This is a genomic window from uncultured Arcticibacterium sp., assembly GCF_964021845.1.
Classification (GTDB): Bacteria; Bacteroidota; Bacteroidia; order Cytophagales; family Spirosomataceae; genus Arcticibacterium.
On sequence record NZ_CAXHZC010000005.1, the window covers coordinates 151,283 to 172,285 of the forward strand.

At 34.2% G+C, this 21,003-nt stretch carries 15 protein-coding genes; 10 read left to right on the top strand and 5 right to left on the bottom strand.

The annotated features are described in order from the left end of the window. Nucleotides 1–130 precede the first annotated feature (130 nt). The 7 genes from AADJ06_RS15215 (at nt 131) to AADJ06_RS15245 (ending at nt 7,396) form a co-directional block, all read left to right on the top strand. Nucleotides 131–1,369: a DEAD/DEAH box helicase gene (locus AADJ06_RS15215; protein WP_341227334.1), complete on the top strand. Its 1,239-nt coding sequence runs from the start codon at nt 131–133 to the stop codon at nt 1,367–1,369. 363 nt (nt 1,370–1,732) lie between these two features. Beyond that, nucleotides 1,733–2,299 carry a hypothetical protein gene (locus AADJ06_RS15220; protein WP_341227335.1) on the top strand — a complete coding sequence of 189 codons (567 nt, stop codon included), beginning with the start codon at nt 1,733–1,735 and terminating at the stop codon, nt 2,297–2,299. A 60-nt stretch (nt 2,300–2,359) separates the two neighbouring features. Next, nucleotides 2,360–3,139: a hypothetical protein gene (locus AADJ06_RS15225; protein WP_341227336.1), complete on the top strand. Its 780-nt coding sequence runs from the start codon at nt 2,360–2,362 to the stop codon at nt 3,137–3,139. A gap of 132 nt (nt 3,140–3,271) precedes the next feature. Next, the gene (locus tag AADJ06_RS15230) at nt 3,272–5,887 is read left to right on the top strand and encodes a hypothetical protein (protein WP_341227337.1); all 2,616 of its coding nucleotides are present in this window, start codon (nt 3,272–3,274) and stop codon (nt 5,885–5,887) included. Then, nucleotides 5,884–6,402 (top strand): hypothetical protein, encoded by a 519-nt coding sequence (locus AADJ06_RS15235; protein ID WP_341227338.1) that lies wholly within the window; start codon nt 5,884–5,886, stop codon nt 6,400–6,402. Before AADJ06_RS15230 ends, AADJ06_RS15235 begins: the two co-directional genes overlap by 4 nt. Then, nucleotides 6,402–6,878: a hypothetical protein gene (locus AADJ06_RS15240; protein WP_341227339.1), complete on the top strand. Its 477-nt coding sequence runs from the start codon at nt 6,402–6,404 to the stop codon at nt 6,876–6,878. The genes AADJ06_RS15235 and AADJ06_RS15240 overlap by 1 nt, the downstream gene beginning before the upstream one ends. Before the next feature lie 41 nt (nt 6,879–6,919). Further along, nucleotides 6,920–7,396 (top strand): hypothetical protein, encoded by a 477-nt coding sequence (locus tag AADJ06_RS15245; protein WP_341227340.1) that lies wholly within the window; start codon nt 6,920–6,922, stop codon nt 7,394–7,396. A gap of 42 nt (nt 7,397–7,438) precedes the next feature. Here the strand turns inward: AADJ06_RS15245 and AADJ06_RS15250 are convergent, their stop codons facing one another. Further along, nucleotides 7,439–8,392, bottom strand: a complete 954-nt coding sequence (locus tag AADJ06_RS15250) for an alkaline phosphatase family protein (RefSeq protein ID WP_341227341.1) — start codon at nt 8,390–8,392, stop codon at nt 7,439–7,441. Nucleotides 8,393–8,819: 427 nt separating this feature from the next. Between AADJ06_RS15250 and AADJ06_RS15255 the strand changes: the two genes are divergently transcribed. From AADJ06_RS15255 to AADJ06_RS15265, 3 genes are read left to right on the top strand one after another with little or no spacing between them, the layout of a single operon-like run. Further along, nucleotides 8,820–9,914, top strand: a complete 1,095-nt coding sequence (locus AADJ06_RS15255; RefSeq protein WP_341227342.1) for a VWA-like domain-containing protein — start codon at nt 8,820–8,822, stop codon at nt 9,912–9,914. 3 nt (nt 9,915–9,917) lie between these two features. Further along, nucleotides 9,918–11,033, top strand: a complete 1,116-nt coding sequence (locus AADJ06_RS15260) for an AAA family ATPase (RefSeq protein WP_341227343.1) — start codon at nt 9,918–9,920, stop codon at nt 11,031–11,033. A gap of 3 nt (nt 11,034–11,036) precedes the next feature. Next, on the top strand, nt 11,037–13,778 hold the full coding sequence (locus AADJ06_RS15265; RefSeq protein WP_341227344.1) for a hypothetical protein: 2,742 nt from the start codon (nt 11,037–11,039) through the stop codon (nt 13,776–13,778). A 112-nt stretch (nt 13,779–13,890) separates the two neighbouring features. Here the strand turns inward: AADJ06_RS15265 and AADJ06_RS15270 are convergent, their stop codons facing one another. The 4 genes from AADJ06_RS15270 to AADJ06_RS15285 all read right to left on the bottom strand — a co-directional run bounded on the left by AADJ06_RS15270 (nt 13,891) and on the right by AADJ06_RS15285 (nt 20,739). After that, on the bottom strand, nt 13,891–16,155 hold the full coding sequence (locus tag AADJ06_RS15270) for an aconitate hydratase (RefSeq protein WP_341227345.1): 2,265 nt from the start codon (nt 16,153–16,155) through the stop codon (nt 13,891–13,893). Nucleotides 16,156–16,425: 270 nt separating this feature from the next. Then, on the bottom strand, nt 16,426–17,646 hold the full coding sequence (locus AADJ06_RS15275; protein ID WP_341227346.1) for a WG repeat-containing protein: 1,221 nt from the start codon (nt 17,644–17,646) through the stop codon (nt 16,426–16,428). Between the two features lie 467 nt (nt 17,647–18,113). Beyond that, complete coding sequence (locus AADJ06_RS15280; protein ID WP_341227347.1) at nt 18,114–19,328, bottom strand: WG repeat-containing protein; 1,215 nt, start codon at nt 19,326–19,328, stop codon at nt 18,114–18,116. A gap of 220 nt (nt 19,329–19,548) precedes the next feature. Beyond that, nucleotides 19,549–20,739: a WG repeat-containing protein gene (locus AADJ06_RS15285; protein WP_341227348.1), complete on the bottom strand. Its 1,191-nt coding sequence runs from the start codon at nt 20,737–20,739 to the stop codon at nt 19,549–19,551. Nucleotides 20,740–21,003 lie beyond the last annotated feature (264 nt).

A 21,003-nucleotide genomic window follows, 5' to 3' on the forward strand; every position in this document is an offset into this window, starting at 1 on the left:
CGGTGTTATATGCTGGTTTAACTACCTGTTTCACTTTTAAAATTAACCAAGTGAGAATTTAGACGTACCTTTGCGGCTTAATCCGAAACAACTTTTAAGATTTGAATTGTTGTTTCATAAACAATTCTTAATGTCATTTGAAAAATTAGGTCTGACTTCATCATTACTACAGGCCATTGATAAAAAAGGTTATACGCAGCCTTCACCAATTCAAGAAAAAGCAATTCCAGAAGTTTTAAATAGGAGAGACGTTTTAGCTTCGGCTCAAACAGGAACAGGAAAAACCGCCGGTTTTACTTTGCCCATACTTCAGCTACTTTCAGAAGGGGAACAACCAAGAAAAAGAACAATTAGAAGTTTAATTCTAACACCGACAAGAGAACTAGCCGCTCAGATATATGATAATGTAAGAGAATATAGCGAGTTTTTGGATATAAGGTCTACGGTGATTTTTGGTGGTGTAAACCAAAATCCGCAAGTAAGAACTTTGAGACAAGGGGTTGATATTTTAATAGCAACACCTGGTAGACTCCTTGATTTACATAATCAAAAAGCCCTTTCTCTAAATAATGTTGAGATACTGGTTTTAGATGAAGCTGATAGAATGCTAGACATGGGTTTTTTGAGAGACATCAAGAAGATTATGGCTCTGCTTCCTAATAGAAGACAAAACTTACTATTCTCAGCTACCTTTTCTAAAGAAATAAAGAAAATGTCGGGTGAGTTTTTGAGAAACCCTGTTTTGGTGGAAGCTACGCCAGAAAATACAACGGCCGAAAAAGTAGATCACATGATTTACTTAGCAGATAAAGGAGATAAAACCGCTTTGACCATCAAATTGATTTCTGAGGGGGATTGGAACCAGGTCTTAGTATTTACAAGAACTAAGCATGGAGCAAATAGACTAAGTGAAAAGCTAGGGAAAAAAGGTATCTCTTCTGCGGCCATTCACGGAAATAAAACACAAAATGCCAGAACAAGGGCTCTTGCAGGATTTAAGAATGGTGAAATAAGAGTATTGGTGGCTACGGATATAGCAGCTCGCGGTTTAGATATTCCTCTTTTACCTTATGTTATCAATTTTGAACTCCCAAATATAGCAGAAGACTATGTACACCGAATAGGCCGTACTGGGCGTGCTGGTGCTAGCGGAAATGCCATCTCTTTAGTATGTATAGATGAGTATGATTATCTTAAAGGAATTGAGAAATTATTGAATCAAAAATTACCTAGTGAAATTATACCAGGGTATGAACCCGTAGATAAGCCGGAAACTAAAGCGGATAAGAAACAGAATAATAGAAGACCGAATAACAGAAGTAGTAGAGATGGAAATGCTTCTAGCGGAAGAAAGAATTTTAGAAGATAAGTGATAAATTATTCTTCATTTTTTGAAAATACCCTCTCTGGAGGGTATTTTTTTGACCAAACTGCTTTTTTTATCGATTAAGTATAAAAAAATGGGGATGAATAAGTAAGGGCCCGATTTGTTATATAACTAATTGATAATAAGTAATTAATGTTGCGTTTATTGCCTTATAATATCTAAAAATAGTTGAGTTTTTGATTTGTAATCACTTGATATATAACACTTTATGTATTAAGGGTTGTTCTGCAAGGAAATGACGATTGGCATGGTGTTTGTTTCGTATATGTCAAACGCTCATTGGTACTTAAAAAACTGAAGTTGCCACTCTGAGCCAAGTGATAATTATATAAAAAAAACAAAAAAATGAAAAGAAATTTAGGCTTGTTCACTTTCGCAGTTAGTTCTTTACTTTCAGTAGCTAGTATGGCTCAAGATACTGGAAGCGATAATCACACCATTACAGTAAAAGTACCTGAGGTTGCCATATTAGACCTTCACTCTTCAGAATCTGCTTTGGATTTTGACGCTTCTTTTGTTCAAACGTCGCCACTTGAAGCAGGAACAAAAATTACTGATGCTGAAGATAACTCAAACACTTGGTTAAACTATTCTTCTATACTTAAAGATGGTGGCGTTGAATCAAGGCACATTGATGTTAAAGCTAGTGAGGTAGTACCAGGAATTGCTATCAAAGTAACTGCTGGTTCGGCTACTGGTGGTAAAGGTACTTTAGGAGGGTCTGACGGTACGGTTACTTTAACTGTAGAAGACCAATCAATTGTTTCTGCTATAGGAAGTGCTTACACAGAGGACGGACCAAATAAAGGTCATCAATTGACTTATGTTTTTGAAGCTCTTGATGATAATTATGGAGATTTATTAGCGAAAGATTACGCCGTACAAGTTACGTATACGCTAGCAGATAATTAATATTGGAATAATACCTGGTGGCCAAGCCGCCAGGTATTAAAACTTCTAGCTTCTTTCCTAATGAAAAAAATTATACTTCTTTCGGTGTTATTGTTCTCTAGCACCTCCTTATGGGCCGCAGTAGTTATTCTTAATGGCCTTACGCATGTACACTCCGTATCTTCTGGTGACAAAATCACTGGGCAGGTAGTTCTTCGAAATGAATCAGAAGAAGCAAAAAGAGTCATTTTCTATAAACAGGATTTTACGGCTTATTGTGGAGAAGGAAATAAGTATTTAGACGCTTCAAAAACTGGTCGTTCGCTCGGCAAATGGTTAAGTACCACTTTAGATGAAAAAACACTAGAACCAAACGAGGAGTATACACTATTTTATAGTATAGAATTACCATCATCTTTAGAAAAGGGTTCTTATTGGTCGGTTTTAATGATTGAAGGAGCAGATCCTGTCAATAAAGTGCAGCCGAATGGAATTAGTGTAAATTCTGTTATGCGATACGCTGTACAAATTATAGCTGATAATGGAACAGCAGAAACGTCTGGTCTTTTAGTGAGTGACCTAAACATGAAAGATGCAAGCGAGACTATTAAGGAGATGAAAGTGACCGTGAAAAATAACGGTGAGTTTTCTGAAAAAGTTAGGCTTTATCTTGAAGTTTATGATGAAGACGGAAACAAAATTGAAACCTTCAGAGGGTTAAATAGAAGAATATATCCGCATATGTGCTCTACATATGTTTTGGAATTAAAGGATTTACCAAAAGGAACTTATGAGTCTGTTTTGGTAATGGATAATAGCAAAGATCTCTTTGCTTCAAATATTACGCTGGATATCGACTAGATATCTATTGCCTTTCAATAATAAAATTTGTTCAAGTAAACTTTGAAAAAATCAGTTTACATATTGTTATTAACGCTATCGAGTTTTTTTGCCTTTGGTCAAGAGCTCGAGAAAATTCGAGTTGTCAACAACTTGGACGAAGTAAAACCAGGAAACTATTTTTCTTTGTTTATTGAAGTTAATAAAGGTTTTCATAACTCTTTCCCAGAAAACGTAAGTGGCTTAAAACTGCCAGATGGCTGGGCAATACTTTCCGAAAAAAAATTGGTAAAAGAAACGGGTATAAGGTATATGTATACCATCTCTACTTCTAAAGATAGCCCGGCAAAAACTTACTTCTTAGAGTTTGGACTATTTGTGCGTGGACAAATTATAGCCTACAAGAGTATTGATGTAGGGGTTTCTGAAAACTATAAAATTGAAGTAACTTCCTTACGAAAAACCGAATATGTTGTAGAGGGAGATACGTTAATTACTCCTTTCTTAATTCAAAATTTAGGGAATACTTCTGAAAGACTAAAGCTTAATACGAATAGCGGTAAATTAGATTTTAATGATATTATTTTAGAGGCGAATGAGAGTAAAGTAGTTAAGGTTACTCAAATAATACCTAAGACAGAACAGTCAAACTGGCAAATGTCGTCAGATGTAACGGTACTTTTAGGAAACAAAAGGCCTGTTTACAGTGTAGTTTCAGTACCTGTATACAGTAATCGTGAAAAAAAGAAAGATAGTCATTTAAGATTACCCGTATCAGTTGGTATAACCTACCTTGGTTATAAACTAGGAAATACCAATTTAAATGCTTTGAGATTTGATCTAGAGAGTAGAGGTTTTTTAGATTTCAAAAAGAACCATTACGTAGACTTTATAGTTAGAGGTCCTAATAATTATGCTGTTCCAAACCTTGGAGGATATGATCAATATTCTCTAAAATATATATACAAAGAAAATAGCAGTGTAGTTATTGGTGATTTTACAAATAGGGTCTCAAACCTCTTGGAATTTGGAAGAGCAGGTAGAGGTATAAAGATTGAGCAAAAAACTATTGATGGTAATATTTCAGTATTCTATCAAAAAGCAAGATTTGCTTTAAATCAAAGATATGCGTTTGGTGGTAGCTATGAGAAAGGGATTAGTGAAAATGTAAAACTTAAGGTTAGTCAGATAACAAAAAAACTTTCCGACAAAAAAGGAGAGTTTATATCTAATCTAGTAAGTTCTTCGGGCTATTTTAAATGGAAAAATTTAGATATTGATGCCGAAGTAAGCTTTGGTTTAGCCAGAAACAAATTGGATATGGCCATTTTTACTCAGGCCAATTATAGAATTGGTAAACTAAGACTCCATAATAGAACCGTTAGGGCTGGTGAAAATTACCATGGTTTTTACAATAACAGTAATTTTTTCATGAATTCTGCAAACTATCAATTAAGCGATAAGATTTATGTAGGACTCAGTAGTAGTTTTTCTCGCCTTAACAGGAGTTTTGATATTACCGATTTCTCTGTGTCGCCTTTAAGTAAAGTACATACCGCTTATCTGTCATATAGGTTGAATGGGAAACACATGGTAGTAATTAACCGAACAAATCAAGAAAGAGAAGACAGACTGGAACCATCTTCTTTTCACTATAAGGAGAGTTTTAATAATTTAACATACAATTATAGTTCGCCTAGGTTGGAAGTTAACGCTCAGGTACGTTATGGAAAAGCTGCTAATCTTCTAGTTTCAGATAATCAGAAAAGTAGAAAGTCATATGCATCTAGCCTAGAGCCAACAGTAGCAGTAACTCCATGGTTAAGAATGGGAGGGTATTTGGAATATCAACATACCAACAAGTTTTCAAATGATAATTCTAGTCAAAACCTTTTCTATTACGGAGGTAATGTTAGCATGAACTATAAGGATTTCATTAAGTTAAACTTCATGTATAGGAATAACTATGCACCCGATGAGCTCTTTGAAAAAAGGAGTTTTTCTAACGTTTCTTTATCGTTTGATTTTAAAAATCAATCACTTTCACTAATTGGAGGTAGGTCTTTCTCTCCAGCGTTTACGGCTAGTAATCAGAATTCTTCTTTTTTCTCAATCAATTATGTTATCAAGCTGAACCCTATAATTTCAAAAAACAAGAATATAGGCCATTTAGGAGGGAAACTAGTAAGTACTGATAAAGACATTCCTAAAAATGGTGTTATGGTTAAATTAGGACCTTACAAAACACTAACAGATTCATCTGGGAATTTTTACTTTAATGATATTTATCCAGATAAGTATATATTTTCTATACCTCCTACTTTTGAATTGGCAGGAGTTAAATCCGAAATGAAAACTCCATTAGAAATAGATATAATTTCTGATAGTACGAGCTTTTTGGAAATTCCTTTGGTCAAAACTGGTGGAGTGGCAGGGGAGTTGGATTTTAGAATAGCGGATAAATACCACTATACTAATGAGAATCAAGAAAGGCCTATAGTGCTGGCAAAATTAACTAACGGTGAAGAAACTTATATGACCTCAGTTAATAAAAATAATACCTATTCTTTTAAAGAGGTAAAACCAGGAAATTGGAAATTGGTGGTTTATATTCCAGGAAATCAAGAGGAATACGAAATCTTGAATAATGAGTCAAATGTTCAAATTGAGTCTAGTAAAGTAGAAATGGTTAATTTTACTTTAGTATCAATAGAACGAAGAATTCAAAATACAGGTCAGCAGTTTCACTTATCTTCGGCTAATAAATGAGATATCTAGTAGTTTTTCTTTTTTTTTCTAGCACTATTTACGGTCAATCTACTGTAATGATAAATTTGACATTACCCAGTGTAGCGAAAATGGATGTGGAGCCTAACAAGAACGGGTTTAACCTAGCTCTTACTGCTCCTTCCGAGGCTGGCAATGGTATTACAAATCAAACTACTAACTCTTCTAAATGGATTAATTTCACATCGGCTGTTACTCCGGGGTACACTAGGGCAATTTCCGCTAATTATTCGGGAACGGCTTTAAGTGGTTTAGATATAATAATGGAAATAGCTAGCCATTCTGGTGGCGGAGCAGGTGCTAGAGGGAATTCTGTATCTTCCATAATTTTAAGTAATTCTTCCCAAACCATTATTAGCGGAATAGGTGGTGCTTATACAGGTAATGGAATAAATAATGGATATAATTTGACCTATTCCTTAGATGTTACAGATTTCAGTCTTTTAAGAAATGCTTCCAAAAGTTTAACGGTTGTGTTTACAATGTCTGATAATTAATGAGGCTTCATATTTTCATATTAATTTTATGTAGTTTTTATGGTACTAGTGCTCAAAGTATTAGTGCTAATTCAGGATGGAATGCAAATGTTTCATCTAGTGAAATCTCTGATGCCGGCTTAGACTATAACGGCACTTATCAAAGTTCTCAAACAGAAACATATGTAACCGCAAGTGGTTTTAATATTTTTAGGAATTATTATGTCTATGTAGAAAAGAGTGAATTAGATTGGAATTCTAATTTGATTCTTTCGGCAAGAAGAACTGGTAATGGGAGTGGAGGTTGGTTTGGAAGTATAAGTGGAGGTACAAATTATATACCATTGTCAAATTCAAGCCAGTTATTTTATTATGGCGGAATAGGCTTTTCTAACTCTAGATCAAATGTGCCAATACAATATCAAATAGAAGGTCTATCTGTCCTGTTGCCAGCGAAAACCTATACTATAAGTGTTATTTATACTGTTTCAGATTAACCTAAATAGTTTTAGTGCGAATTTAAAGTTTAAGAAAGTTAATGAAAGTATCTGTTTTTTTTACAATACTTCTTTTTTCTTTTGTATCCAATGGGCAGCAGATTAATGTAAAATCAGACTGGTCTGAGACCGTTTCATCTAATGAAATATCTGAAGCGGGTTTAGATTATGCAGGAACTTTGACAAGCGATGCCGCTCAATCATCAATTAGTTTTAGTGGAGGAAAATTTTTAGGCTTTTACTTTGTTTCCGTTAGTAAAGAGGAGATTGACTGGGACTCACGGTTAAGTGTTTGGATAAGAAGAACAGGAGATGGGAATGGTAGCCCATTTGCTACAATTAGTGGTGGGACAAATTACATGGAACTATCTGATTCTGAGCAAACGTTTTACTCTGGATGGAATGCTACAGGAGGTACAAGGCGAAACGTACCTGTTCAATACCAAATGAGAGGTGTATCGGTGGTAATTCCCGCTAAAAGCTATCTTCTTAATGTGACCTATACACTTTCAGATTAGGGTTCTAACTAGCTTTTAGACTAAGCTTTTTGTCTAAAAAGTTTAATGTTCCAAAAACGAAACTCCATCCAACTGTTCAGCTACCTTTTTGTCAAGTTGAATTTCCAAGAACTGAGCTACCGTAGGGAAGATGTCTACAATGGCAAGACCATTCCTAAACCTTTCGTTTACGTTTGATTTGTTTATGGCTATCCATGTGGTTCTTTCTCTGTCAGTTTGCCCTCCATGTCCTTTCCCATTTTCAGGACTTCTACCATGATCTGTAGTTATTATTAGAAGCCACTCTTCTTTATGCTTTTTCTCACGCACTTTAATAGCGTCATATAATTGACCTATTTGCTGGTCGGCAAGTTTTACAGCAGCAGTCATTTCAGGGCTATCGCCAAATTTATGACCCATATCGTCGGTGTATTCTAAATATACCCAAGAAAGGTCAGGGGTGTTATTTTTGATACTTTTGGTAGCCTCTGTTACCACAAGATTATCAATATTTTTAATGTATTCTCTCTGTTTGTCATGAGGGAAAGCTATGGTGTCAAGTTCATAGCCATCAAAAACATAGTCTAATTGAAGTTTGTTGGTTTCGGGTAATCCCTCGCCTAGGAGTTTGGTTCTATTGTCTTCCCAGGTAGAGTATATGCCTAATTTAATATTTGGATTTGAATCTTTGGCTGCTTTAAAAATGGTAGGGTAGGAGTAATTGGGTTTTTTAATGCTGTTTCCCCATACATTATGCTTGTTTGACCATGTACCGGTGAGCATGCTGTTATAGCCTACTGCAGATATTGTAGGTGACTCAGATATTCCACCTTTTTCTCCGCCAACGTAAGCTCTTGCATAGCCCCCTTTTTTAGAAACTTCGTCAATATTTGGTGTGAAGGTTTTCTCTAAAACATCTGCTGGAATACCATCTAAAAGAACCAAAAGACATTTTCTATCTTGGCCGATAGCATTTGTTAAAGAAAAGACTAAAAGAGCTAAAATTACTTTTTTCATATATGATAATTTGGGACTGCAAAAGTGATAAATCACTTAAGAGTAATTAGCGATACTTTATTATTTAAAGGTTATTTATAGCTTTTTTTGGTAACAGAAAATTAACATTAAATTTATATATTTCAGCTTTTTGAATAAAATTGTTGAGTACCCCATTCCTAAAAATATGACTTATTCCTATCATTACAGTTAAAAGCACTACACAGCATTTTAACCTTAATATGGTTGAAAGAATTAACTTAACTTGACGGAATAAGATACTGGAAAGAACAACACAATAACTAACGTATACTTGACTAACGACATAAAAATACTAGAAGAGGTTACAAAAACCAGTATAGACCTTTTATTAAAGGAGCCTTTTTATTCGCACATTTTCAGTACTTTAAATAAGGAAATTGTATCCGAAGATTCTTATATTGACACGATGGCCGTAGGTCTAAGATTTAAAACATTTGTTCTTTTTATTAACCCCAAGTTTTGGACAGAGTTTTTAATTGCTAGAAATCATAGATATGGGGTGATAAAACATGAAGTTTTACATTTAGTTTTTAAGCACGTTTTAGTTTCTGAACCTAGCAAGGATGCCCTGATACTGAATATTGCAATGGATTTGGTTGTAAATCAGTATATTGAAGAAAATAATCTGCCTGCTGAAAGTGTTTTTTTGAAATCTTTTCCCGAATTGAATTTACTGCCAGACCAGACTTTTCATTATTATTACGATAAACTACATTTTCTAAAAACGTCTATTGAGTCTAATGGCGACCTTAAGAACTCATCTAGTGCCCAATCTTTGAATTCCATTACAAATTCATCTCATGGATTGGACCGGCACAAACTTTGGGGAATTATATCTAAGGCTTCAAAAGTTGAAAAATCTGTAATGGATTGTCAGATTGACAATATTATTAATGTTGCTAAAAACAAAACTTCCCAAAAGGATTATGGAAGTTTACCTGCTGGTTTTAGGCTTTATTTAGATAATCTGTTTATTAAGGAAGAGCCATTTGTTAACTGGAAAAGGGTTCTAAATATATTTTCAGAAAGTAGTTCAAAATCTTACGTTAAAAATACCTTAAAAAGACCTTCCAAAAGATATGGGACAAGTCCTGGCATTAAGATAAAACGAAAGCATAAGTTACTAGTCGCTATTGATACATCAGGTAGTATTGCGTTAGAAGAATATTCAGAGTTTTTTACAGAATTATTGCAAATTTGGCGTGCTGGTGCTGAAATTAAAGTGTTAGAATGTGATGCTAAGATTGCAAAGCAATATGATTTTAAAGGCATAATACCCAAAATTATTCATGGAGGAGGGGGGACGTCATTTGACCCACCAATTCACTTTTCAAACAATGAGTATAAATGTGATGGTATTGTTTATTTTACTGATGGTTTTGCCCCAATACCTTCAAGTATTAGTAAAGTACCAATTCTATGGGTTATAAGTAAAAATGGGATTAATTTGAAAAATGAGGAATTCTTGAGATTTCCAGGAAGAAAAGCAAAAATAGTCTAATCTATGAGTAACAGTCAATTTAATTATCTGACATACGGAACAAAAACTAACAGTTTAGAAATTGAAAAATTGTTAAACCACATTTTCCAAAATTCGTTCCAACACAATTCCAATCCTACACCTATTTGTATATGGGGAATGCACGGTATAGGTAAAACAGAACTTGTAAAGCAAGTGGCTTTAAATAATGACTTTGAATTTACCTACATTGCCCCAGCTCAATTTGAGGAAATGGGAGATTTGATTGGAATGCCGAAAATAGAACTAAATGATGAGGAAAATGCGGTCACGAAATTTATTCCACCTTCATGGGTTCCTAATAAAAACGGGCCTGGCATTTTCCTGATTGATGATATTAATAGGGCTGATGATAGAATTTTAAGAGGTATGATGCAATTAATGCAAAATTATGAGCTTGTTAGCTGGAAAATGCCTAGCAAATGGTTGTTTGTTTTAACGGCAAATCCTGATGGCGGAGATTATTCCGTTACCACTATGGACGATGCCATGCTTTCAAGAATGCTGCATGTAACCATGGAATTCGATGTAAAAAGCTGGGCGAGGTGGGCGGAAAAAACGAAAGTAGATTCTAGAGGTATAAGCTTTGTACTTACTTACCCAGAGCTAGTAAATGGCAAACGAACTACACCAAGATCGCTTGTTCAATTTTTCGAAACTTTAAATGGAATTGATAATCTAAAAGAAAAGTTAGATTTGGTGAAAATACTTGGTGACGGTTGTTTAGAGTCTGAAACTACAGTTGCATTTATTAATTTTGTTCATATGGATTTAGATAGGCTGATAAACCCAGAAGAAATTCTGAATTCAAATCATTTTTTAACCATTAAAAATCGATTGAAAGATTTAGTAGAAGGTAAAACTAAAAGACTTGATATCCTGTCCGTAATTCTAACCAGACTAACAAATCATTTGATTTATCATAAAACATCTTTGGAAGATAAAGCCTTCGAAAATCTCAAAAAATTTATTCTATTGGAATTAATACCTAATGATTTAAGATTGGCGATGGCACAAGATTTAGTAATGTCAAGTAATAAAGGGTTAGTGAAATTATATTCAGTACCAGCAATTGGTAAATTACTTTTACAAAAAATGTAAGTTATGTATTTTCATCAATATTATATTAACGATTACTATAGCATAAGCTCAAAGCAGGTTACTCAAAATACCGAATACATTAAGATAAATAGGAAAATTAGCCCACAGGAGTTAAAAGAAAGGTTTCCTGAACTTAAAGGTGTTATTTTAGATGGCAGAATTTCATCAATAAGTAATTCAGAAGGTATTCTACAAAATTATATTAATGAGCTGTTTGAATTATTTCAATTAGAAGAGTTAAGTATAGAAAACTATAACCTAACTACGCAATTAAGTGCTGAGTTGTGGAAACCAACCTTAAAATTATTATTTGTCAAAAGGGTGTATTCACCTAATTCGCAACCTTTAATAGCTGATGTGGATTTTGAGCTAGAAGAGATGAGTTTCCAGAATACTAATCTATTGCCAAGTAAACGATTAATGTCGTTAAAAACTATCAAAAAGCTTACGCTAGACTTAGATGATTTTGATTTTCAACATATTTCTATTACTGAAAAATTGGAACGTCTTTCCATTAGTACTAAATCGAAAAATATTGACATAGATTTTAGAGGAATTCGAAGTTTAAAGGAACTGAATATTTATAGCGAATTTAATTGTAATACAAAATTTGATTTTTCAAAATGCAGCAATCTGAAACATATTCGTTTAATGAATTTATTGTACTTACCCTCCGGTATAGGAACTTTGAATGAATTAGAGATAGTTTCTCTGAATAATATTGGAAAACCAGGCTTGACGCAAACGTTTAACTTTAAAGTATTAGAAAGGCTTCATCAATTATCTATTGAAAATTGTCATTTTGATTATTCTAGCGAGATATTTCTAGGAAAACTACCTTCCATAAAATACTTTTCACTAGTTCAAAAAACGGGGATACAGTATACTATAAATGAACAGGTTTTTAGTAATTCATACATACAAAATATTGTTTTGGAAGGTTTTAAGTTGCCAAGATTTGCTCTTGAAATAAAAATTAGATGGTTAACAATTAGTAATGTAAATGAAAGTATAGCCACCAATGACTTTAGTAATTGTGAAGAAATAACACTAAAGAATATTACGGCAAGTAACTTCGGAAACTTAGATTTGGAAGGTTTTAGGAGTCTTAAAAGACTTACTATTTCAAATTCTGAAGATTTAATAATTTTACCAAAACTTGGCTTAAATAATGAGAACTTAATTGATTTATCTTTAAATCGTCTCACAAAATTAAAAGTGCTTCCTGAGTGTTTAAATGAATGCCCAAACCTAAAATCAATTAGGATAACTGAATGTCCTAACATTCAGTTATCTTCTAATAATAGATTAAATGAACTCGAATCTTTCAGTATTGGAAAATTGAACACGAAGATTTCAAAGGAAATAATTCATTGGCGAAAATTAAAAGATTTTTCATGCCATTTTGATAACTATCCAAAATCAAATGCTTCTTATATCCCATTAATAACTCAACTTAATAAGGATGAAAGCATAGCAAATTCTCTAAAGGAAGTAATCTGTGGATTAATTTTAGGGCAAGAAAATGAACTGAAACTTGCCTCTGATTTTAAGAGAAATTTATTGAAAGTGTTTGCCATTAAAAAAGTGAAAGTTCAGCAGCTTGCACTTCAATATATTAATTTGTTAAACAATAAAGAGTCTAATATTGTCGATGAATTACGAATTTCAAACACTTTGGTTTTTCTAAGCAGTACTTCACGGAATGCTAAAAAATATAAAGAAGACCTTGATTCTTTGGGTTATAAAATTTCATCAAAACTAAGCCCCGAAACTTATGTAGTTGTTCTTAATGGGTATTCAACCTTACCAGAAAAGTTTTTTGAACATGAACATTATTTCGTTTCTGAAGCTGATGTGACTGATTTGACAAAAGATATTAATCCGGGTTATATTCAAACCCTTGAAAGTCCTGAGTTAGAGAATTTGAAAAAAATAATTTATTCTAATAAAGAAGAAAATGATGTACTTCTTTATGAGATGATTAAAGTTGGAGGTTTTCCTGATTCAATAATTCCTGAATTATTAATAATAGCGAAGACTTCTAAAAGTAGCCGTGTCAAATCAGGATTGAGGAAATTATTAGACTCTGAGATAACTGTAGGGGCTAAGAAAATCCTTTCAAATAAAATTAACTTGGCAAAACCTTCCTTTCACTCACCATTTAGAGTTTATGAAAGCTACCAGCCAAATGTCAGTATCTCACAAATGGCTTTTACATACTTTAAAAGAAATGGTCAATATTTACATGATTTTTTTAATATTGAAGATGCAAAAAATAATAAGAATAGGAACCAGTTTTTTATAGATAACTGGCAAAAAATGGTGCAGAAGAATCATTATATAAACCTCCCTAATACTAATTTATTTCCTTCTGAAATCGACTTTATACTTAGTCAGGAGCAAATAAAGGGTAACTTAAAGAGGCTTACCTTATCATACGTAGATTCAAAAGAACTTTTTGTCTCACTTGCTAAAACAAACCCCCAACTTAGCCGGTTGGAGTTTAAATCCAGTGAAAGCTATATTTCGGACAAACTAGACGCTTTAAAAAAACTTAAATTTTTGAGTATAAATTCAAATGAACAAATTCAACTACCAGGATCTATACTAAACATGGAGAAACTAAAAGAAATCTATGTGTGGACATCTGGAAATAAGCCAGTCAGGTTTTTGAAATCAGATATTGAAAAATATGGTCAGCCTAAGTTTAAAAATAATTTTTTAATTGAACTGATTGATTAAGTTAATCGTGTATTCTTGAGGACTAAAGTCATAATTCTGATATTTTGTTCTCGAAAAAAGAAAAGACTCGCAGCAATGCGAGTCTTTTAAGATAATGATAATTAAGTACGAATTACTTATTCATCTCTTTAATCAAGTTTAATGCAGAACCTGCTTTAAACCATTCTATTTGAGCTTCGTTATAAGTATGGTTCGCCATGATGGTGTCTTTGCTTCCATCACTATGAACTAGCTCAATCGTAATTTGCTTTTGAGGAGCAAATTCAGCTAAATCTGGGAAGTTGAAAGTATCATCTTCTTGAATTTTATCATAATCTTCAGGAGTAGCAAAAGTCAATGCTAACACACCTTGCTTCTTAAGGTTTGTCTCATGAATACGAGCAAAAGACTTAACCATTACCACACTAACACCTAGGTGTCTTGGCTGCATAGCGGCGTGCTCTCTTGAAGAACCTTCACCATAATTTTGGTCGCCAATAATCACAGTAGGTATTCCAGCTGCTTTATAAGCTCTTTGCGTATCAGGTACTGCACCGTATTCACCAGTGATTTGACTCTTTACAGAGTTTGTCTCCATGTTAAATGCATTTACACCACCTATAAGGGTATTGTTAGCGATATTATCTAGGTGACCTCTGAAACGTAACCATGGCCCAGCCATAGAAATATGGTCAGTAGTACATTTTCCGTATGCCTTAATAAGAAGTTTGGCTCCTGAAATGTTTTTACCATCCCAAGGGCTAAATGATTCTAATAATTGTAAACGCTCAGAATCATCTTTTACTTGAATAGTAATACCGCTGCCATCGGCGTCTGGTTCTAGGTAACCCGCATCTTCTACATCAAAACCTTGAGGAGGAAGTTCAAGACCCGTTGGCTCTTCAAATTTCACTTGCTCCCCTTTATCGTTGGTAAGTGTATCTGTGATAGGGTTGAAATCTAAACGACCAGCAATGGCTACCGCTGCCACTAATTCAGGAGAACCTACAAACGCATGTGTGTTTGGGTTTCCATCAGCTCTTTTTGCAAAGTTTCTGTTAAAGGAGTGAACAATAGTGTTCTTCTTTTTGTCTTCAGCACCTGCTCTTGCCCATTGACCAATACATGGTCCGCAAGCGTTAGTAAAGATAGTGGCATCTAAATCTTCAAATACTTGAAGGAGGCCATCTCTTTCTGCAGTGTATCTTACTTGCTCAGAACCTGGGTTAATACCAAATTCAGCTTTAGTTTTAAGTCCTTTATCAATTGCTTGTTTTGCAACAGAAGCCGCTCTAGATAAATCTTCATAAGAAGAGTTAGTACAAGAACCAATTAATCCCCACTCAACATCTAAAGGCCAATCATTTTTAGTAGCCTTCTCTGTCATTTCACCTACAGGTGTAGCCAAGTCAGGAGTAAATGGACCGTTAAGATGAGGTAATAATGTAGAAAGATCGATTTCAATTACTTGGTCGAAGTATTGCTCAGGGTTAGCATAAACCTCAGGGTCACCATTAAGGTGCTCTCTTACTTCATTGGCAGCGTCGGCTACGTCATCTCTTCCTGTAGCTCTTAGGTAACGCTCCATAGAGTCGTCATAACCAAATGTAGAAGTGGTAGCTCCAATTTCAGCTCCCATATTACAAATAGTTCCTTTACCAGTACAAGACATGGAAGCGGCTCCTTCACCAAAGTATTCCACAATAGCATCTGTACCACCTTTAGCCGTCAAAATTCCAGCTACTTTAAGAATAACATCTTTAGGAGAAGACCAACCAGAAAGTTTTCCGGTTAATTTAACACCAATAAGTTTTGGGAATTTAAGCTCCCATGGCATACCTACCATTACATCAACGGCATCAGCTCCACCTACTCCGATAGCGACCATTCCTAGTCCACCAGCGTTTACGGTGTGAGAGTCAGTACCAATCATCATTCCGCCAGGGAATGCATAGTTTTCTAAAACCACTTGGTGAATAATACCAGCACCTGGTTTCCAAAAACCAATACCGTATTTTCTAGAAACAGATTCTAGAAAGTTAAAAACTTCATTGCTTGAATTTAAAGCGGCTTGCAAATCCTTATCAGCACCCATTTTGGCCTGGATAAGGTGATCACAGTGAACAGTAGTAGGAACAGCTACTTGTGGCTTACCAGCTTGCATAAACTGAAGCAAAGCCATTTGAGCGGTAGCATCTTGACACGCAATTCTATCAGGAGCAAAGTCTACATAATCTTTACCTCTGCTGAAAGCCCTTGGAGTTTCTTCTGAAGAAAGGTGAGAGTACAATATTTTTTCAGATAGGGTTAAAGGTTTCCCTGTGATTTTTCTTGCTGCCTCTACTTTACCAGCCAGTTGACTATAAAGAGCCTTTATGATATCAATATTGAATGCCATATAATATGATTTTGAGTGTTCTAAATGTGCGGCGAAATTAACTATTTATAGGTCTAGTTCCTAAGCCTGACGTTATTATAACCAAGTTTTCTAATGAATAATTTCAATAATTGAGCATCATTACTAAGCGGATTTAAGGAATAGTATGGAGCAGAGATGTTTATAAGTAGTGTTATAATAATGCGGGAAGGCGTTTTCAAATGCCCCAAAAAGCAAAATCCCTCCAGAAGAGGGGTTTGCTCGCTAACTTGCTTACTTAAAAAACTGATTTTATTTTTTTAATGATGCCGTAATCAACTGGCCATCATTGTATAGTAGTTCGTTTTGATTAACCTTTACAATTATGTTGTCTACCGAAGATTTTCCATCCAAAGAGAAAGCTAATTTTTCTGTTCCAAAATCATCAAGGAAGAAATAAGTGTTTCCTAGTTTTACAGATACCATGCCTTCTGAAAAATCTCTAGCAGAATCATAAATCAATGGTATTATTACTTCACCAAACTCGTTAATGAAACCAAATTTACCGTCCATCTGAACTTTGGCTAAACCTTCGTGGAAGTCGCCTACACTACTGAATGTAGGTGTAATTAATTCTTCGCCTTCGGCAGACATAAATCCCCAAAGATTATTTCTACTTATTGCATATAAACCATTATTTGATTGAACGGCTTTATGCAGGCCAGCTACTTTAATATTTCCTTTGTTGTTAATGATTCCGAACTTACCATCTTTAAAACATAGGGCATGACCGTTTACAAACTCAGAAACATTATCAAAATCTTGTTTTGTTAAACTATTACCTTTCTGATTGATAATGATAGTTTTCCCTTCTAATATTACTGTGGCTAAACCTTCTTTAAAAGTAGAAGCTACATCGTATTTATAGTCTAAAACTAGTTTGTTGTTTTCATTAATATAACCCCATTTCCCATCTTTCATTACTGGGGCTAAGCCTTCTGCAAATCCTAGAGCAAAATCGTATTCTGGTTTAACAATTAAATTTCCAGTTCCGTCTATAAAACCAGCTTTACCTTGAACAGAAATAACTGCAGTATTTCCCTCAAAACTCATGGCAGTGTCAAATGTATTTGGAATCACTTCTTCACCACTACTGTTTAAGAATCCAAATTTGCCATCTTTTTTGAAAATAGCTCTGTCGCCATTAAATGGCTCAAGGTAATCGTATTTAATTTCAGTAAGTTTTGTTCCGTTTTTCAAAACAAAACCAAACTTGTTCGCGGTTCTTACTATAGCAAAACCGTTTTTGAAATCTGAAGCGTATTCATAGTTACACGGAATAAGAATTCTTCCTTCTTTATTCATGAAGCCATAAAGACCATTAATTTTTATTTTACACATCCCATCATGAAATGAGTAACTAGCATTAAAACTAGATGCTGGGAGGTAGTTATCTTTTTCTTCATTAAAAGAAGCCATTGATGCAATACTTGTAAGAAGAAAGCAGATGGCGATAGATAATTTGAGTTTCATTATTATAATTTTTCAGATTCGATTAATTAGTTACCAAATACATGCCAAAACGTATAGGCATAAGTGATTAAACGGTGCATTTCGGATGAATGGGGTCTTTTTAAAGGATGAATTGGGCTTTGTTCTGTATACGTATAAATACCTAATAAAAAGAGTGAATTTTTCAGTTAGCGTGCCAATTTTTTTGATATGTCTCAAGGTTTGACGTATATGGGTTAATTGAATAAATTATCAGGACGAAGTTTGCTTTTTAAAGTATCAATATTTTAAATTTTCTAGCTGACCACTTTCGAGAAAAGAAAGTCTGATAATTGGTCTAGCGGCTAAGTTTTTTCATGGTTTAATATATTAGAAAGCAGTTAGTGTAATTCTGTTGTTGATTGTCAAAAGTAGGGTGCCCTAAAAAGCAAAATCCCTCCAGAAGAGGGGTCTGCTCGCTAACTTGCTTACTTAAAAAACTGATATCTTTATTTTAATGAGGCAGTTTCTAGTTTACCATCATTGTATAGTAATTTGTTTTCGTTGACTGTAATTATTATGTTTTCTGCTACAGACCTGGAGTCCAAAGAGAAAGCTAGTTTTTCCATTCCATTCTGGTCAAGAAAGAAGTAGCTGTTTGCAATTTTTACAGAGACCATACCTTCCGAATAGTCATTTGCTGAATCATAAATTAAAGGAATAACTACTTCTCCTCCCTCATTTATAAATCCGAACTTTTGGTCAATCTGTACTTTGGCTAGTCCATTATGAAAATCTTCTACATGACTAAAAGTGGGAGTAACTACCTCTTCACCCTCCGCTGTTATAAAACCCCAGAGGTTATTTCGTGTAAAGGCATATAAACCGTTACTACACTGTTTCATTCTATTTAAGCCCGATACAGTCACATACCCTTTCTTATTTATAACACCGTACTTTCCATCTATATAGCATAGGGCATATCCTTTTATAAATTCGGTTACATTATCAAAGTTTTTTCTGTTTTTAGACTTTCCTTTTTTGTTAATTATTTGGGTTGTACCATCATGTATTACAGTGGCTAAGCCGTCTTTAAAAGCGGAAGCAGCTTTAAACTTAAACTTAATAATTAGTTCGTCTTTTGAATTTATGTAACCCCACTTTCCATCTTTCATTACAGGAGCTAAACCCTCTGAAAAACTATTTGCCAAGTCATATTGCGGTGCAATCACTAATTTGCCTTCTCTATTAATAAACCCAGTTCTATTGTTTATTTTGATAATAGCGAGGTCATTCTTAAAAGCTCTAGCAAACTCATATTTGTTATCTATTACCTCTTCTCCTAATAAGTTTAGATAACCATATCTCCCATCTTTTTTGAAAAGAGCCCTATTTCCCTTAAATGGTTCTAAGTAGTCATAAGTCATTTTAGTAAATGTTGTTCCATTTTTTAAAATGAGACCATACTTATTATTTGTCTTAACAATAGCATATCCGTTTTGAAAGTCAGAAACGTATTCATACTTGCACGGTATAACTACCCTGCCATCTGTATTTATGAAACCGTACTGCTCATTGATTTTAATTTTACATCTTCCTTCTTTAAACGAATAGCTGGCATTAAAGCTTGACGCAGGAAGACCATTACTGTCCGCTTTCTCCGCCTGAACATAGAAAGTTCCAAGAATTAGGAGCGTGAGGGTTAATGTAATTTTAAGTTTCATAGTTTGTTAACGTATATATACTATAAGTACTAAATACGTGCCAAAGACTTATTCAATATTGCTAACGTATATACACGTGTATCAATAAGGGTATTTCTGGGTATGAATTGTAGGTTTTGAAGTATGAGTTTTAAAGCTGAAACCTAGCAGGTAAAGCATGCCAAATTTGCTTTTTTTAGCAAATTATAGTACTTAATTATCTAACGGTATCATTCCTAATTTACTTAGAAGCGAACTCTAATTTACCATTATTATAGACCATTAGATTTTCATTGACCGTAACGGTGATTGTTTCAGACGCATCGCTATCTTCAACTGAGAGTACGAGTTTTTCTGTAGCTCTATGGTCCAAAAAGTAGTAGGTACTATTAATTACTAAGGAAGTAAGACCATCCGAATAATCACCTGCAGCGTCATATTTAGTTGGAATAACTATTTTACCCGATTTGTTGATAAAACCATATTTTCCGTTCATGCTTATTTTAGCCAGGCCATTATTGAAGTCACCAGCTTTGGTGTATACTGGAGTAATAACTTCTGTACCATTTGGCATCATGTAGCCCCACAGGTCGTTCTTTTTATAGGCTAATATACCTGAGGAAGATTGAATGATTCTATCTAATCCGGATATTGCGATTTTTCCTTTTTTATTCATGGTTCCAAATTTACCTTCTTTGATAAATAATGCATATCCATTTACAAATTCCGAAATGTTTTCATATTCAAAGTCAGTTATAAAATGACCTTTCTTATTTATAATTGCGGCTTTTCCGTTTTCTCTAACCGTGGCTATACCTTCACTAAAGTTAGAAGCAAAGTCAAAATTTCCATTAATGACAGTTTGCCCTTTTGTATCTATATATAGCCATTTGCCGTCAATCATGACGGGTGCAAAGCCTTCTGTGAAATTCATAGCAAAGGTAAACTGTGGCTCTAGAATTATCTCACCCTCCCTGTTTATAAATCCAGAAAGATGGTCTTTTGAAAAGACCGCATAGTCTCCTTCAAAACCAAGGGCTGTCTCAAACTGTGCAGGGATTACCTCTTTACCGTTATTATCTAAGTAGCCGAATTTACCATTCTTTTTAAAAAGAGCTCGGTTGCCCTGAAAACCTTCCAAAGACTCGTAGCTTAGCGGAGTAAGTGCTTTTCCATTTTTAGAAATGAAACCAAAGTTTTTTCCTTGTCTTACTATGGCTTGTCCCATTTGAAAGTCAGAAACGTAATCATATAGACAAGGAATGATGATTTTCCCTTCTTTATCCATAAAGCCAAATTTGTTATCAATTTTAATTTTGCACCTACCTTCTTTAAAGGAATAGCCAGCATGGAAATCTTTAATTGGATTTGCAAACAAAGAGAATTGAGTTAAACAAAAAGTAATTAGGAATGAAGTGTATAGCTTTCTCATAGTTTCTGAAGTTTATTACTTATAGAGATGCTAAATGTATGCCAGAACGCTTTTAAAGTGTGTTTACTGACATTTTAAGGGATGAATGCTGAAATTAGAATTATGAAAGTGCAGTTGACGAGTATGCGTAAATTTTTTTTAAAAGAATGTATTTAACCATGCCAAAAAACGGCTTTTTCCTAATGTCTATACGAATAACAGTAATGTACATATTGTTGATTCTAACAGGATGAAGAAAGGTAGGGCAAAAAAGAAAGCCCTCCA

Excerpts from the sequence above, each read along its gene's own strand:
- AADJ06_RS15240 (WP_341227339.1), top strand. The coding sequence starts at position 6,402 with ATGAGGCTTCATATTTTCATATTAATTTTATGTAGTTTTTATGGTACT.
- AADJ06_RS15280 (WP_341227347.1), bottom strand. The coding sequence starts at position 19,328 with ATGAAACTTAAAATTACATTAACCCTCACGCTCCTAATTCTTGGAACT.
- AADJ06_RS15225 (WP_341227336.1), top strand. The coding sequence starts at position 2,360 with ATGAAAAAAATTATACTTCTTTCGGTGTTATTGTTCTCTAGCACCTCC.
- AADJ06_RS15245 (WP_341227340.1), top strand. The coding sequence starts at position 6,920 with ATGAAAGTATCTGTTTTTTTTACAATACTTCTTTTTTCTTTTGTATCC.
- AADJ06_RS15275 (WP_341227346.1), bottom strand. The coding sequence starts at position 17,646 with ATGAAACTCAAATTATCTATCGCCATCTGCTTTCTTCTTACAAGTATT.
- AADJ06_RS15265 (WP_341227344.1), top strand. The coding sequence starts at position 11,037 with ATGTATTTTCATCAATATTATATTAACGATTACTATAGCATAAGCTCA.
- AADJ06_RS15260 (WP_341227343.1), top strand. The coding sequence starts at position 9,918 with ATGAGTAACAGTCAATTTAATTATCTGACATACGGAACAAAAACTAAC.
- AADJ06_RS15285 (WP_341227348.1), bottom strand. The coding sequence starts at position 20,739 with ATGAGAAAGCTATACACTTCATTCCTAATTACTTTTTGTTTAACTCAA.
- AADJ06_RS15255 (WP_341227342.1), top strand. The coding sequence starts at position 8,820 with ATGGCCGTAGGTCTAAGATTTAAAACATTTGTTCTTTTTATTAACCCC.
- AADJ06_RS15220 (WP_341227335.1), top strand. The coding sequence starts at position 1,733 with ATGAAAAGAAATTTAGGCTTGTTCACTTTCGCAGTTAGTTCTTTACTT.
- AADJ06_RS15215 (WP_341227334.1), top strand. The coding sequence starts at position 131 with ATGTCATTTGAAAAATTAGGTCTGACTTCATCATTACTACAGGCCATT.
- AADJ06_RS15235 (WP_341227338.1), top strand. The coding sequence starts at position 5,884 with ATGAGATATCTAGTAGTTTTTCTTTTTTTTTCTAGCACTATTTACGGT.
- AADJ06_RS15250 (WP_341227341.1), bottom strand. The coding sequence starts at position 8,392 with ATGAAAAAAGTAATTTTAGCTCTTTTAGTCTTTTCTTTAACAAATGCT.
- AADJ06_RS15270 (WP_341227345.1), bottom strand. The coding sequence starts at position 16,155 with ATGGCATTCAATATTGATATCATAAAGGCTCTTTATAGTCAACTGGCT.